Below are 14,306 nucleotides of genomic sequence, written 5' to 3' on the forward strand. Positions count from 1 at the left end.
GTTCCGGGCCGCCCCGCGCCAAGCCGGCGCTGCAGGGGCGTTTCTCCTGTTGCTTGTTCTTGTCGGCCCAGCCGCGCCCCCGAAGGGTCAGCGGTCAGACCATGCCATCGTCGGCCGTGACCACCGCGCCGTTGATAAAGCGCGATGCGTCGGACGCCAGCAGCAGCAAGAGGCCATCGAGGTCTTCGGGTTGGCCCAGGCGCTTGCGCGGCAGCATCTGGATCAGCTTCTGCCCCGCGTCGGAATCCCAGTGGTGGTGGTTGATATCGGTGTCGATGTAGCCCGGGCAGATCGCGTTCACGTTGATGCCGTGACGCGCCCATTCCAGCGCCATGGCCTTGGTCATGTGGACGACCGCGGCCTTGCTCATGCAATAGACACCAATCTGCGACAGTACCTTGAGACCGGCCACCGACGCAATATTGACGATGCGCGCCTGTGGCAGCGGGTTGCCCAGTTTCTCGGCGCCCTTGGCCCGCGCAATCATGCGCTTGGCCACTTCCTGGGCCACGAAGAACGCGCCGCGCGTGTTGGTATCGAACACGAAGTCGAAGTCGTCGGCCGTGACGTCGGTCAGCCGCTGCGTGGTGGACACGCCGGAGTTGTTGACCAGGATATCGATGGCGCCGGCCTCGGTCTCGGCATGCGCCACGGCGGCGCGGATGCTGTCCGGATCGGTCACGTCCAGCCGCACCACGTGGGCGCTGCCGCCATCGGCCTCGATCGACGCTCGCAGTTCCTTCAGCCGCTCCACGCGCCGCGACGCCAGGATGACCTTGGCCCCGGCCGATGCCAGCACATTGGCAAAGCGCGTGCCCAGCCCGCTCGATGCCCCGGTCACCAGCGCGACCTTGCCTTCCAGATTGATCGACAAACCCATAGTTACCTCGGTGTGGAGTCGCCACCGCGCCGCCTGGCACGGCCTGCTGTTCCGCATCGCGGGCGCCCTGTCAGGCGCCTGCGGCGACGCGGCCGCAGCCTGGCAAAAAAAAGAACGGTCGTTCAAAAAAATGTCTTGCCTGAGGGTGTCGAGTCCCGGACAATGCCGAAGATTCTAAGAACTTGGTCCCCAAAGGGAAAGAGGAAAAACGCCTAGATCGGCCCGGTCACCCATCCGGATGTCCGATCACCGCGCATGCCGCCATGCCCGCAACCGGGCGCGCCCATGCCGCCCCTCCCGGCCGCCTCGTCCCCCTCTGCCCGGCCCCGGTTCCGCAGAGCCAACGATCACCGCATCCCACGAACCGCAGGTCCGGCACACGGGCTGCACACCATGCGGCAGTATTGCCGCCCAGAAGAAACTGAGGGTTAGAGACAATGGATCAGCAACAGCTCGTCGAGCAGTTCGGCCCGCGCGAAGCCATGGAGTACGACGTCGTCATCGTCGGTGGCGGCCCCGCCGGCCTGGCCACGGCCATCCGCCTGAAGCAGCTGGCTTCGGAGAAAGGCGGCGACGTCAATGTCTGCGTGCTCGAAAAAGGCTCCGAGCCCGGCGCGCACATCCTGTCGGGCGCCATCATGGACCCGATCGCGCTGAACGAGCTGATCCCGAACTGGAAGGAACTGGGCGCGCCGCTGAACCAGCCGGTCACCGAGGACAAGTTCCTGTTCCTCGACGCCAACGGCTCCAAGGGCGCCCCGCTGCTGCCCGAGTGCTTCCACAACGAAGGCAACTACATCGTCAGCCTGTCGAACTTCGTGCGCTGGCTGGGCCAGCAGGCCGAGTCGCTGGGCGTGGAGATCTTCCCGGGCTTCCCGGCCGCTGAGGTGCTCTACAACGACGACGGCTCGGTCAAGGGCGTGGCCACCGGCAACATGGGCATCAACAAGGAAGGCGAGCCCACCGAGAACTTCCAGCTCGGCATGGAGCTGCATGCCAAGTACACGATCTTTGCCGAAGGCGCGCGCGGCCACCTGGGCAAGCAGTTGATCGCCCGCTACAAGCTCGACGCCGGCAAGGACCCGCAGAGCTACGGCATCGGCCTGAAGGAACTGTGGGAAATCGACCCGGCCAAGCACCAGCCCGGCCTGGTGGTCCACACGGCCGGCTGGCCGCTGGACCCGGCCACCTACGGCGGCTCGTTCCTCTACCACATGGAGGACAACAAGGTGGCCGTCGGCTTTGTGGTCGGCCTGGACTACACCAACCCGTGGCTGTCGCCGTTCGAGGAATTCCAGCGTTTCAAGACCCATCCGGAGATCCGCCAGTATTTCGAAGGCGGCAAGCGCATCGGCTACGGCGCGCGCGCCATCACGGCCGGCGGCCTGCTGTCGCTGCCCAAGACGGTGTTCCCGGGCGGCGCGCTGGTCGGCTGCGACGCGGGCTACCTGAACGCATCGCGCATCAAGGGCAGCCACGCCGCGATCAAGACTGGCATGCTGGCCGCCGAGGCGGCCTTCGACGCGCTGCAGGCCGGCCGCCAGCACGACGAGCTGACCGCCTACCCGGCCGCCTTCGAGCAGAGCTGGCTGCACAAGGAACTGCTGCAGGCCAAGAACTTCAAGCAATGGTTCAAGAAGGGCCGCACCACGGCCACGCTGATGACCGGCATCGAGCAGTGGCTGCTGCCGAAGCTGGGCATCCGCAACCCGCCCTGGACCATCCACCGCGAGAAGCCGGACCACGTCTACCTGAAGCCGGCTGCCGAGTGCCAGAAGATCGAGTATCCGAAGCCGGACGGCAAGCTGACGTTCGACCGGCTGTCGTCGGTGTTCATCAGCAACACGAACCACGAGGAAAACCAGCCGGCCCACCTGACGCTCAAGGACGCCAGCGTGCCGGTCGACATCAACTGGGAAAAGTACGCCGGCCCCGAGTCGCGCTACTGCCCGGCGGGTGTCTACGAGTTCGTGCAGAACGACGAAGGCAAGGAACGCCTGCAGATCAACGCGCAGAACTGCGTGCACTGCAAGACCTGCGACATCAAGGACCCCACCCAGAACATCGTCTGGGTCACGCCGGAAGGCGGTGGCGGCCCGAACTACGTAGGCATGTAAGCCGTGCGGCGCCCCGCCAAGGGTGCGCCCCGACGACAAGACGCCGGCGCTTGCGCCGGCGTTTTTCTTTGGTGATCCAACGATCCAGCGATCCCGCGATCTGGCGCGCGGGCCAGGCCGGCCGGGCTAGTTGCCCGACACCGGCATGCAGGTCGACGCCAGCAGTTGCTCGTAGATGAAGCACTGCAGCAGCGTCAGCTCGCGCTCGCCCAGCGCGTCGAATGCCACGCCGAAGGCGGGAAACTCGTCGTCGTCCTGCGCGGGCGCGCTACGCACGGCGCCGTCGACCGTGATCTCGGTGTCGAGCGATCCCGTCCGCAACTGGAAGCGCAGCCGCACACGCTGACCCACCGCGGGCGCCGGCGACGACGTCTGCACCAGTGCGCCGCCGGTGCTCAGGTCCGACAGCAGCCCCAGCCGCGCCAGCCCTTCGCTCATCCCCGCATCGGGGCAGGCCGCGGCGTCCAGCGCCAGGTCCTGCGCCACCGCTTCGTCGGCGTCCGCGCCCTCCAGGTTCTCGACCAGATAGGCGGCCAGCCGCGTGGGCACCCGCGCCGCGCGCCGCACCGGCATCTGGGCGGTCTGCGCCGGCGCCGACAGCACCAGGTAGCGGAACGGGCTGCGGCAGACGGCCGTGACCGTCGACGTGAAACTGTGGATGGCGTGCCCCGAGAAGCCTCGCAGCAGCAGGTCCTCGCCGGCATTGATCGCCAGCTCGCGGCCGCCCAGCGTGGGCCACGTCACGAACAGGCCATGTTCGATGAAGCCGATCAGCCGGCTGGCCGCGGCGCGCGTGGTATCGCCGGGCGTCTTGACGTGCAGCAGCGTGCCGACCTGCAGGCCCAGCGGGCCGGCCGCAAGCCGCGACGCCCCACGGGCGTCGGGCTCGTTGCCCGCCTCCGGCATGTCATCGGGCCGGCAGACGGTGCCGTGGCGGAACATCAGCGCCAGGTCGCGCGCGTCGGGGATGATGCTGCCGCTGCCCAGCATCAGGTTGCCCTGCCCGTCGAGCAACGACCAGGGCAACGGCTGACCCACGGGCAGGTCCTGCGGAGTCAAAGGGATCATGGCGGATGGGTCTCCATGAAGCGCCGCCCGGCGCGACGGTAATAGTGAACGGGGCTGCACAGGATCGACAGGGTGCGCAACCGGATGGGTCAGCTATCGACAGTTCTGCGTCAACCTTGACCCCTACCGAGGGGGCATCGGCGCCGCCGTACGCTGACTGTGTGCGTTATGCGCCATGACGCGGCAAATCCGCTTGACCTCGGTCAGATGACAACGCAGAATCGGCAAACCCTGAAATCTGTCAGACAGCCTGACAACCCCATCGATCTGCATGGACCGCCTGTCCCGCCCCGCCACCCTCGCCAGCCGTATCGCCCAGGCCCTGCGCGACGACATCGCCGCCGGCCGATTCGCCACGGGCGAACGACTGCCCGCCGAGGCCGCGCTGGCCGACACTTTCGACGTGAGCCGCCCCATCGTCCGCGAAGCCATCGCGCTGCTCAAGGCCGACGGCGTGCTGGTCACGCGCAAGGGGTCTGGCGCCTATGTGTCCGAGACGCCGGGCGGCCAGGTCTGGCGGCTGGCCAGCGCCCCGGACGGCGGCCCCACGCTGGCCCAGTTGTTCGAACTGCGCCGCGTGGTGGAAACCGCCTGCGCCGAAATGGCCGCGCTGCGCCGCACCGAGGCCGACGTGGCCGCCATGCGCGACGCCCTGGCCGCGATGCAGCGCCATGCCGATGACTTCCCGAGCGCGGCGGCGGCCGACATCGCGTTCCACCATGCCATTGCCCAGGCCGGCCACAACCCGTGCTTCACCGGCCTGACCGATTTCGTCAGCCAGCAATTGCTGGTCGCCCGCCAGCACGCCTGGGAAAACACCGCCCGCCTGCGGGCCGACGGCGCCACCCCGCGCGCGGCCGACGCCGAGCACGCGGCGCTGGTCGATGCCATCGTCCGGGGCGACCCCGTGGCGGCCCGCGCGGCAGCCACCGCGCACCTGGAAGCGGCGGCGGCGCGCATGGGACTGGCCTGACAGCCGACCGGACATCCACAAGACACCCACAAGACAATCAGGAGCAGACAGAGATGGAACAGGTAGATTGCGTCGTGATCGGCGCCGGGGTGGTCGGGCTGGCCGTGGCGCGCGCCATGGCGCAGCAGGGCCGCGAAGTCATCATCCTTGAAGCCGAAAACGCCTTCGGCACGATCACGAGCGCCCGCAACAGCGAAGTCATCCACGCCGGCATCTACTATCCGGCCGGTTCGCTGAAAGCCGAGCTGTGCGTGCGCGGCAAGGCCATGCTCTACGACTACTGCGCCAGCCACCACGTGACCCACCAGCGCTGCGGCAAGCTGATCGTGGCCACCAGCGAGGCCCAGGTGGCCACGCTGGCCGGTATCCGCGCCAAGGCCGAGGCCAACGGCGTGCACGACCTGCGCCTGCTCACCCGGGACGATGCGCGCGCGCTGGAGCCGCAGCTCGAATGCCACGCGGCGCTGCTGTCGCCATCAACCGGCATCATCGACAGCCACGGCCTGATGACCGCGCTGCTGGGCGATGCCGAACAGGCTGGCGCGATGCTGGCCGTGCAGTCGCCGGTGCTGTCCGGCGCGGTCACGCCCGATGGCATCCGGCTCGACATCGGCGGCGCCGAGGGCCCGACCACGCTGCTGGCGCGCACGGTAATCAATTCGGCCGGCCTGACCGCGCCCGATCTGGCGCGCCGGATCGACGGCATCCCGCCTGCCCACATCCCGCCGCAGTTCTACGCCAAGGGCTGCTATTTCACGCTGGCTGGCCGGGCGCCGTTCTCGCGGCTGATCTACCCGGTGCCGGAAGCGGCCGGGCTGGGCGTCCACCTGACGCTCGATCTGGGCGGCCAGGCGCGTTTCGGCCCCAACGTGCGCTGGATCGACGAGATCGAGTACAGCGTCCCGCCCCACGATGCCGACAGCTTCTACGCCGAAGTGCGCCGCTACTGGCCCGGCCTGGCCGACGGCGCGCTGCAACCGGGCTACGCGGGCATCCGCCCCAAGATCAGCGGCCCGGGCGAGACAGCCGCCGACTTCCGCATCGACGGCCCCCAGACCCATGGCGTGCCAGGGCTGGCAAACCTGTTCGGCATCGAATCGCCCGGCCTGACGTCATCGCTGGCCATCGCGGAACGGGTAGCGGGATTGTTGAAGGATTGACTGTTCTGACGCCCCTTTCCCGCCATGCGGCAGACGGGCGCAAACCACATCAATCCGTCCGCGCGCCCTCGCCCCGGAAACTCATCGCCGCACATACCGCCCCGACCAGCGCGGCGGCCGCCGCGATCCCGAACGTGTGCATCGGCGCCAGCGTCTTCCACGTCCAGCCCATCGCCAGCCCGCCCAGCGTGCCGCCGAGCCCGTAGGAAATCCCCGTGTACAGCGCCTGCCCCCGGCCCTGCAGCGGCCCGGCGAACCAGCGCTGCAGCCGCTTCAGGCTGGCGCTGTGGTGGGCGCCGAAGGTGGCCGCGTGCAGCGTCTGGACCACGGCCATGAGCCAGACATACTCGGCCAGGTAGCCGGTCACGCCAAAGCGCAGCGCGGCCAGCACGAACGTGCCGGCCAGGATCGTCCGCAGCGCCAGCGCGCCGAACAGCCGGCCCTGGTAGAAGAAGAACACGATCTCGGCGACCACGCCGATGGTCCACATCGCGCCAATGGCGATCTTGCTATAGCCAAGCTGCGCCAGGTACAGCGAATAGAACACGTACAGCGCCGCGTGCGCGAACATCATCAGGAACGCCGACGCCAGGAACCACGCCACGTCGGGCCGTCGCAGCAGCGGCAGGGCTGGCGGCGGCTTGACGTGCGCGGTGTCCTCTTCCGCGTCGCGCAGGCCGAAGACCACCAGCGCGAACAGCGCCAGCATGGCGCTGGCCAGCCACGGAAACGCCTGCATCCCGAAGTGCTCGAACAGCGCCCCGCCCAGCAGCACGGCGCCGATGAAGCCCACCGAGCCGAACATGCGCACGCGGCCGTAGCGATGGTCGAAGGCGCCATGCCGCCGCAGCGTGGAGATCGTCAGCGCATCGCCCAGCGGCGACATGGCGCTGGTAATCAGGTTGAGCCCGATCATCATCGCCATCATCGCGCCGTAGCCATGCACGCCCGGCACGGCCAGGAACGCCAGCAGCGACGTGACCGCCGCCAGCCGCAGCAGCCGGACCCGCGTGTGCATGACGTCAGACAGCCAGCCCCACAGGTAGGGCCCGACGATGCGGCTGAGCTGGAAGCAGGCCATCAGCACGCCGATCTGCACCGGCGAGAAGCCCCGGTCGGCGAAGAACAGGCTGACGTACGGCGAGATCACGCCGACGTAGCCGTAGTAGCCGAGATAGAAGAGTCCGAAACGGAGATAGGTGGCCGGGTCGATCGACCCGGGCCGGTAAGCGGTGGTGCTCAGGATTTGACCTGCGCCGGGATGCGCGGGGTGTCGACCTGCACGTCGCCGCACTGGGCGCGGTGGCGCAGCGCGTGGTCCATCAGCACCAGCGCCAGCATCGCCTCGGCAATCGGCGTGGCGCGGATGCCCACGCACGGGTCGTGGCGGCCGAACGTCTCGACGCTGGCCGGCTGCCCGGCCTTGTCGATCGACTCGCGCGCCGTGCGGATGCTCGACGTCGGCTTGATCGCCAGCGACACCGTGACGTCCTGGCCGGTCGAAATACCACCGAGCACGCCGCCCGAGTGATTGGTCCGGAAGCCCTCGGGCGTCAATTCGTCGCCATGGACCGTGCCGCGCTGGGCCACGCTGTCGAAGCCGGCGCCAATCTCCACGCCCTTGACCGCGTTGATACCCATCATGGCGTGGGCGATGTCGGCGTCGAGCTTGTCGAACAGCGGCTCGCCCAGGCCCACCGGCACGCCGCTGGCCACCACCTCGATCCGCGCGCCCACGGAATCGCCATCCTTGCGCAGCGCGTCCATATACGTTTCGAGCTCGGGCACGATGTCGGCGTTGGCCGCGAAGAACGGGTTCTCGGGTACGTGCTTCCAGTCCGTGAACGGCACCGCGATTTCACCGAGCTGCGACATGTAGCCGCGAATCTCGGTGCCGTACTGCTCGCGCAGCCATTTCTTCGCAATGGCCGCCGCGGCCACCACGGGGGCGGTCAGGCGCGCCGACGAGCGGCCGCCGCCGCGGTAGTCGCGGATGCCGTACTTGTGCCAGTAGGTGTAGTCGGCGTGCCCAGGCCGGAAGGTTTCGACGATGTTGCCGTAGTCCTTGCTGCGCTGGTCCGTGTTGCGGATCAGCAGGCAGATCGGCGTGCCCGTGGTCTTGCCCTCGAACACCCCGGACAGGATTTCCACCTGGTCCGGCTCCTGCCGCTGCGTCACGTGGCGCGACGTGCCGGGCTTGCGGCGGTCAAGGTCGATCTGGATGTCGGCCTCGGTCAGCGACATGCCCGGCGGGCAGCCATCCACGACCGCGCCGATGGCCGGTCCGTGCGATTCGCCGAATGTGGTGACAGTGAAAAGCAGGCCGAGGGTATTGCCGGACATGATCGAAACCGCACAGGAATTGGGGACGGCCTACATTGTACGGCCATTAGGCCCCGGCGGCCGCCTCCACCGGGGCCGGCGCGCCCGATTCCGCCGCAAACACCCCCTGCCCCACAAATTCGGCATAGAACTGCCGCCGCATCCGCGCCAGATAGGCCTGCAGGTTGGCATGGGACTCGGCCGCCGCCCGGATCGGCGTGTCGAAGACCGGCGTCTGCAGGCTGGCGGCAAAGGCGAACAGCGTGGCGTCCGCGCCGCAGGGGCGCTCGCCCATCAGGTACGGCTTGTCGCCCAGGATGTCGGCGATGGCCTTCACGCCCTGCACCGCCATCGCGGTCATTTCCTCGGCGCTGTGCCGCCCCAGGCCCTGCGACCACAGCATCTGGCGCACCTTGCGCTTCACCAGCGCCTTGACCAGTCCGCGCAGCGGCGCCGGCACCATGCCGAAGAACTGCGCCGGCCCGCGCTCGAAGTTGTCGCCTTCCAGCCAGCGCACCCGCGCCACGGCCCAGTAAAGATTGTCTTCCAGCAGCTTCTCGACCGCCCAGGCCGTGCCGCGCTCGGCGGCCGACAGCCCGGCATCGAAGTCGATGTGGTACGTCTTCTCGATGTGCCAGCGGATCAGCGTGGAATCGGCCACTAGCCGGCCCATGTCGTCCAGGTACGGCAGCTTGCCCTTGGGCGCCCGGCGCAGGTTGCCGCGCCGCGTCTGGTACGGCAGGCCGGCCAGCTTCAGCAGCATCTCGGCCTTGATGACGAACGGGCTGGCATCGGGCAGGCCGAACGCCGGCCCGAACGTGTAGAGCGTGATCATGATTATTTCCAGTCGCCGCGCAGGGCCAGGACCATCTGCTGCAACCCCTCCGGCGTCGCCGCCTCAGGGGGCACGGGTTCCCCGACCACCAGTTCCAGCTTGCTCAGCAGGCCGCGCCGGAACGGCCGCGTCATCGCCGGGGCGCCCTTGCGGGAGAAGAAGCTGCCCCACAGGCCACGCAGCGCCATCGGCACCACCGGCACCGGCGTGCGCTGGATGATCTGCGACACGCCCGAGCGGAACGGGTTGATCTCGCCGTCGGCCGTGATCTTGCCCTCGGGGAAGATGCAGACCAGCTCGTCGTCGGCCAGCGCCGCCGCCACCGCGTCGTACGCGCGCGCCAGCAGCTCGGGGTTCTCGCGCGCCGGGGCAATCGGAATCGCCTTGGCCTGCCGGAAGAACCACGAAAGCCCCGGCACCTTGAAGATGTTGTGGTCCATCACGAACCGCACCGGCCGGGGGCTGGCCGCCATCAGCACCACCGCATCGGCAAAGCTCACGTGGTTGCAGACCAGCAGCGCCGCGCCCTGCTCCGGAATCCGCTCGGCGTTGATCCGGCGCAACCGGTAGATCGTGTGCACGAGCAGCCAGGCGATGAACCGCAGCAGGAACTCGGGCACCAGCGAGTAGATATAGATGGCCACCACCGCGTTGAGCAGCCCCACCACCAGGAAAAGCTGCGGGATCGAGTAGCCGGCCTGGGTCATGAACACCCCCAGCAGCGACGCGCCGATCATGAAGAAGCTGTTCAGGATGTTGTTGGCGGCAATGATCCGGGCGCGGTGCGTGGGCGCGGACCGGCTCTGGATCAGCGCGTAGAGCGGCACGCTGTAGAAGCCGCCGAACATTGCCAGGCAGAACAGGTCGAACAGCACGCGCCAGTGTCCCGGCTGGGCCAGGAAGCCGCCCACGCCGCTCAGCATCGCCCCGGCCGACTGGCCCTGCGTGGCGAAGTAGAGGTCCACCGCGAACAGGGTCATGCCGATCGAGCCGAACGGCACCAGCCCGATTTCCACGTGGCGCCCGGACAGCCGCTCGCACAGCAGCGACCCCGTGCCGATGCCCACCGAGAACACGGCCAGCAGCAGCGTAACCACGTTCTGGTCCCCGCCCAGCACGTCCTTGGCAAAGCTGAAGAACGACGTCAGGAACGTGGCGCCAAGGAACCACAGCCACGAGATGCCCAACAGGCTCAGGAACACCACGCGGCGCTCGCGGGCCAGCATCAGGTTGCGCCATGTCTCGGTGAACGGATTCCAGTTGATGCGCAGGTCCGGCTGCGGCGCCGGAGACAGCGGCACGCCCTGCGACACCGCCCGCCCCGCCACGGCAATCGCCACGCAGACGATGCCCACGTACAGCGGCCCGACCACCGTGCCGTCGGCGCCGGTCAGCCCGGCCATCTCGCCGCCCACCAGCGTGCCGAGCAGGATCGCCACGAAGGTGCCCATTTCCACGAGTCCGTTGCCCCCCACCAGCTCGGTCTGGTCCAGGTGCTGCGGCAGGTAGGCGAACTTGACCGGCCCGAAGACCGTGGAGTGCAGCCCCATCAGGAACGTGCCCGCGTAGAGCAGCGGGGCGCTGTGCAGGTAGAAGCCGGCCAGCCCGAGCAGCATGATGGCGATTTCGATCGTCTTGACCAGCCGGATCAGCCGCGACTTCTCGATCTTGTCGGCGATCTGGCCGCTGGTGGCGGAAAACAGCACGAACGGCGCGATGAAGATGGCCGAGATCAGGAAGGCCGCGCTATGGGCGTCGACGCCCTCGAACAGCGTGGCGTGGTAGGTGACCAGCGAGGTGAAGGCGACCTTGAAGACGTTGTCGTTCATGGCCCCGAGGAACTGCGTCCAGAAGAACGGGGCGAACCGGCGCAGGCCGAGCAGGCGAAACTGGCTTTCTTGGCTCATCGATGGCAAACAGGAAGTGGACCCCGGTGACCCGCCGGGGCATCAGTTCGCCGCCATCATGCCAGCACCGGGCATCGCCGGCTACGGCAGAAATCTCAAAATTGGGGGATGCCGGACAGGCCGGCGGGCGGTCAGCGCGCGGGCTGCCCGGGCGCCTCGGCGGCCGGCTGGGCCGGCTGGGCTTTCTCCTCGGGCCAGTCGCGGATGTACGCCTTGAGCATCCGGTTCTCGAAGCTCTGCTCCTCCACCACGGCCTTGGCCACGTCGTAGAACGAGATCACGCCCATCAGCGTGCGCTTTTCCAGCACGGGCAGGTAGCGGGTGTGGCGCTCCAGCATCATGCGGCGCACCTCGTTGACGTCGGTCTCGGGGGTGCAGGTCAGCGGCGCGTCGTCCATGACCTTGCGGATGCTGTGCGGGCCCAGCGTGCCGCGGTTGGCGGCCAGCGTCTCGATGACCTCGCGGAACGTCAGCATGCCGACGAGATCGCCGTACTCCATGACCACGAGCGAGCCGATGTCGTGCGCGGCCATGGTCTCGATGGCCTGCTCCAGCGGGGTATCCGGCGTGACGGTGTAGAGCGTGTTGCCCTTGATCTGCAGGATGTCGCTGACTTTCATGATGGTGTCTCCGGGGGTGCCCTGTCTTGCCATGTGCGTGGCGCGGGCCCGATGGCCGATCCTAGCCCAAACCGCCGTCTCAAGTAAAGCGAGCGCGGCCTCCAGGGCGCCACCCGGGCCGCCGTCCCGCCCGCCGCCGGACCGCGGCCGGACGCCCCCGGCACGGCCTGCCAGGCGGCCCGCGCGGCGGGAAATACCCGGTGTTGCGCGGGGGGCCCATGGTGCTAGGATGCCGGACGACAGCCACCACTCGCGGCCCGGCGCGCCGGGCCCTTCCCGCCATGTCCACATCGTCTGGCAGCCGCTTCGACACGCTGGCCCTGCACGCCGGCGCCGCGCCGGACCCCGCCACCGGGGCCCGCGCCACACCGATCCACCTGACCACGTCATTTGTCTTCCGGGACAGCGAGCACGCCGCGTCGCTGTTCAACATGGAGCGCGCCGGCCACGTCTACTCGCGCATCAGCAACCCCACCGTGGCCGTGTTCGAGGAGCGCGTGGCCGCGCTGGAAAACGGCGCGGGCGCCATCGGCACCGCCTCGGGCCAGGCCGCGCTGCACCTGGCCGTGGCCACGCTGATGGGGGCCGGCGCCCACATCGTCGCGTCGAGCGCGCTCTACGGCGGCTCGCACAACCTGCTGCACTACACGCTGCGCCGCTTCGGCATCGAGACCACGTTCGTCAACCCGCGCGACATCGACGCCTGGCGCGCCGCCATCCGCCCGGAGACCCGGCTGCTGTTCGGCGAGACGCTGGGCAACCCGGGCCTGGACGTGCTCGACATCGAGACCGTGGCGCAGATCGGCCGGGACCACCGCATCCCGCTGCTGGTCGATTCCACGTTCACCACGCCTTACCTGCTGCGGCCGTTCGACCATGGCGCCGGCCTGCTCTACCACTCGGCCACCAAGTTCCTGGGCGGCCATGGCACCACCATCGGCGGCGTGCTGGCCGAAGGCGGCACGTTCGATTTCGAGGCCTCCGGGCGCTTTCCGGAACTGTCCGAGCCGTACGCGGGCTTCCACAACATGGTGTTCACCGAGGAAAGCACGGTGGCGCCGTTCCTGCTGCGCGCCCGCCGCGAGGGCCTGCGCGACTTTGGCGCCTGCATGAATCCGATGGCGGCCTGGCAGTTGCTGCAGGGCATCGAGACACTGCCGCTGCGCATGGCGCGCCATGTCGACAACACGCGCCGCGTGGTGCAGTTCCTGGCCGGCCATCCGATGGTCGAGTCGGTGGCCTATCCCGAACTGGAATCGCACCCCGACTACGCTTTGGCCAAACGGCTACTGCCGCGCGGCTGCGGCGCGGTGTTCAGCTTCAACCTCAAGGCCGACCGGCAGGCCGGGCAGCGCTTTATCGAAAGCCTGTCGCTGTTCTCGCACCTGGCCAACGTCGGCGACGCCCGCTCGCTGGTCATCCACCCGGCCTCGACCACCCATTTCCGCATGGACGCGGCGGCGCTTCAGGCCGCCGGCATCGGCGAGGGCACGATCCGGCTGTCGATCGGCCTGGAGGACCCGGACGACCTCGTCGACGACCTCAAGCGCGGTCTCAAGGCCGCCGAGAAGGCCATGGCGAAGGGGGGCAAGGCGTCATGAAACTGACCGTTTCCGGCCACGAGGCCTATGCCTACACCGGCGGCAAGCCGTTCGACCCGGCCCTGCCCTGCGCCGTGTTCGTGCACGGCGCGCAGAACGACCACAGCGTCTGGGCGCTGCAGACGCGCTGGTTTGCCAACCACGGGTTTTCGGTGTTGGCCGTCGACCTGCCCGGCCACAACCGCAGCGCCGGCGCGCCGCTGGACACGGTCGAGGCCATGGCCGACTGGATCGTCGCGCTGCTGGCGGCAGCCGGGGTGACGGCGCCGGCGCTGGTGTTCGGCCACAGCATGGGGTCGCTGATCGCGCTCGAATGCGCGGCGCGGCATCCGCAGGCGGTGCGCGGCATCGGCCTGCTGGCCACGGCCTATCCGATGAAAGTGTCCGACGCGCTGCTCGACGCCGCGCTGCACCGCGAGGCGGACGCCATTGCCATGGTCAACCAGTGGTCGATCTCCAGCCTGGCCAGCAAGCCATCGTCGCCCGGCCCGGGCGCGTGGATGCATGGCGGCAGCCAGCGGCTGATGGAGCGCGTGTCGGCCCGCAACCCGGACGCCCACGTCTTCCACACCGACTTCTCGGCCTGCAACGCCTACGCGCATGGCGAGGAAGCGGCCGCCGCCGTGGCCTGCCCGGCGCTGTTCGTGGTGGGCAGCAAGGACATGATGACGTCGCCCAAGGCCGCCCAGGCGCTGGCGGCCCGGATGAAGCAGGCCCGCGTGGTCACGGTGCCGGCGGGCCATGCGCTGATGGGCGAGCGGCCCGACGACGTTCTCGACGCGCTGGCCGCGTTCGCGCGCGCTGCCCGCTGAGCCCAACCCGA

At 68.8% G+C, this 14,306-nt stretch carries 12 protein-coding genes; 5 read left to right on the forward strand and 7 right to left on the reverse strand.

Annotated features, from left to right (window positions below):
• Positions 1-94: 94 nt before the first annotated feature.
• A complete protein-coding gene (locus tag EHF44_RS15885; RefSeq protein WP_124684539.1) occupies positions 95-880 on the reverse strand; it encodes an SDR family oxidoreductase in 786 nt (261 codons plus the stop codon).
• A gap of 437 nt (positions 881-1,317) precedes the next feature.
• Between EHF44_RS15885 and EHF44_RS15890 the strand changes: the two genes are divergently transcribed.
• Entirely contained in the window at positions 1,318-2,997 is a 1,680-nt protein-coding gene (locus EHF44_RS15890; RefSeq protein ID WP_124684540.1) for an electron transfer flavoprotein-ubiquinone oxidoreductase, read from the forward strand.
• A 126-nt stretch (positions 2,998-3,123) separates the two neighbouring features.
• Here EHF44_RS15890 and EHF44_RS15895 read toward each other — a convergent pair whose 3' ends face one another.
• A complete protein-coding gene (locus EHF44_RS15895; RefSeq protein ID WP_124684541.1) occupies positions 3,124-4,065 on the reverse strand; it encodes a flagellar brake protein in 942 nt (313 codons plus the stop codon).
• 271 nt (positions 4,066-4,336) lie between these two features.
• On the opposite strand from EHF44_RS15895, the gene EHF44_RS15900 reads away from it, so the two are divergent.
• Positions 4,337-5,038, forward strand: coding sequence for a FadR/GntR family transcriptional regulator (locus EHF44_RS15900; RefSeq protein ID WP_124684542.1), 702 nt, complete (start codon positions 4,337-4,339; stop codon positions 5,036-5,038).
• A gap of 53 nt (positions 5,039-5,091) precedes the next feature.
• Positions 5,092-6,198 (forward strand): NAD(P)/FAD-dependent oxidoreductase, encoded by a 1,107-nt coding sequence (locus EHF44_RS15905; RefSeq protein WP_124684543.1) that lies wholly within the window; start codon positions 5,092-5,094, stop codon positions 6,196-6,198.
• A 49-nt stretch (positions 6,199-6,247) separates the two neighbouring features.
• On the opposite strand, the gene EHF44_RS15910 is transcribed toward EHF44_RS15905, so the two are convergent.
• The 5 genes from EHF44_RS15910 to EHF44_RS15930 form a co-directional block, all read right to left on the reverse strand.
• The gene (locus EHF44_RS15910) at positions 6,248-7,492 is read right to left on the reverse strand and encodes an MFS transporter (RefSeq protein ID WP_124684544.1); all 1,245 of its coding nucleotides are present in this window, start codon (positions 7,490-7,492) and stop codon (positions 6,248-6,250) included.
• Positions 7,438-8,541, reverse strand: coding sequence for a chorismate synthase (gene aroC, locus EHF44_RS15915; RefSeq protein WP_124684545.1), 1,104 nt, complete (start codon positions 8,539-8,541; stop codon positions 7,438-7,440). The genes EHF44_RS15910 and aroC overlap by 55 nt, the downstream gene beginning before the upstream one ends.
• A gap of 46 nt (positions 8,542-8,587) precedes the next feature.
• Positions 8,588-9,355 carry a glutathione S-transferase family protein gene (locus tag EHF44_RS15920; RefSeq protein WP_124684546.1) on the reverse strand — a complete coding sequence of 256 codons (768 nt, stop codon included), beginning with the start codon at positions 9,353-9,355 and terminating at the stop codon, positions 8,588-8,590.
• Positions 9,356-9,357: 2 nt separating this feature from the next.
• Positions 9,358-11,262 carry an MFS transporter gene (locus EHF44_RS15925; protein WP_124684547.1) on the reverse strand — a complete coding sequence of 635 codons (1,905 nt, stop codon included), beginning with the start codon at positions 11,260-11,262 and terminating at the stop codon, positions 9,358-9,360.
• Positions 11,263-11,393: 131 nt separating this feature from the next.
• Positions 11,394-11,882: a CBS domain-containing protein gene (locus EHF44_RS15930; RefSeq protein WP_124684548.1), complete on the reverse strand. Its 489-nt coding sequence runs from the start codon at positions 11,880-11,882 to the stop codon at positions 11,394-11,396.
• Positions 11,883-12,163: 281 nt separating this feature from the next.
• Between EHF44_RS15930 and EHF44_RS15935 the strand changes: the two genes are divergently transcribed.
• Together EHF44_RS15935 and EHF44_RS15940 are read left to right on the forward strand one after the other, a co-directional pair.
• A complete protein-coding gene (locus EHF44_RS15935) occupies positions 12,164-13,483 on the forward strand; it encodes an O-acetylhomoserine aminocarboxypropyltransferase (RefSeq protein WP_124684549.1) in 1,320 nt (439 codons plus the stop codon).
• Positions 13,480-14,295, forward strand: coding sequence for an alpha/beta fold hydrolase (locus EHF44_RS15940; RefSeq protein WP_124684550.1), 816 nt, complete (start codon positions 13,480-13,482; stop codon positions 14,293-14,295). The genes EHF44_RS15935 and EHF44_RS15940 overlap by 4 nt, the downstream gene beginning before the upstream one ends.
• The last annotated feature ends 11 nt before the right edge of the window (positions 14,296-14,306 follow it).

This window comes from Cupriavidus pauculus (genome assembly GCF_003854935.1).
Lineage (GTDB): Bacteria > Pseudomonadota > Gammaproteobacteria > Burkholderiales > Burkholderiaceae > Cupriavidus > Cupriavidus pauculus_C.

What these genes read in the sequence shown, in the direction of transcription:
- EHF44_RS15930 (WP_124684548.1), bottom strand. Translation starts at nt 11,882, where the DNA reads ATGAAAGTCAGCGACATCCTGCAGATCAAGGGCAACACGCTCTACACC.
- EHF44_RS15895 (WP_124684541.1), bottom strand. Translation starts at nt 4,065, where the DNA reads ATGATCCCTTTGACTCCGCAGGACCTGCCCGTGGGTCAGCCGTTGCCC.
- aroC (WP_124684545.1), bottom strand. Translation starts at nt 8,541, where the DNA reads ATGTCCGGCAATACCCTCGGCCTGCTTTTCACTGTCACCACATTCGGC.
- EHF44_RS15905 (WP_124684543.1), top strand. Translation starts at nt 5,092, where the DNA reads ATGGAACAGGTAGATTGCGTCGTGATCGGCGCCGGGGTGGTCGGGCTG.
- EHF44_RS15890 (WP_124684540.1), top strand. Translation starts at nt 1,318, where the DNA reads ATGGATCAGCAACAGCTCGTCGAGCAGTTCGGCCCGCGCGAAGCCATG.
- EHF44_RS15900 (WP_124684542.1), top strand. Translation starts at nt 4,337, where the DNA reads ATGGACCGCCTGTCCCGCCCCGCCACCCTCGCCAGCCGTATCGCCCAG.
- EHF44_RS15885 (WP_124684539.1), bottom strand. Translation starts at nt 880, where the DNA reads ATGGGTTTGTCGATCAATCTGGAAGGCAAGGTCGCGCTGGTGACCGGG.
- EHF44_RS15940 (WP_124684550.1), top strand. Translation starts at nt 13,480, where the DNA reads ATGAAACTGACCGTTTCCGGCCACGAGGCCTATGCCTACACCGGCGGC.
- EHF44_RS15920 (WP_124684546.1), bottom strand. Translation starts at nt 9,355, where the DNA reads ATGATCACGCTCTACACGTTCGGGCCGGCGTTCGGCCTGCCCGATGCC.
- EHF44_RS15935 (WP_124684549.1), top strand. Translation starts at nt 12,164, where the DNA reads ATGTCCACATCGTCTGGCAGCCGCTTCGACACGCTGGCCCTGCACGCC.
- EHF44_RS15925 (WP_124684547.1), bottom strand. Translation starts at nt 11,262, where the DNA reads ATGAGCCAAGAAAGCCAGTTTCGCCTGCTCGGCCTGCGCCGGTTCGCC.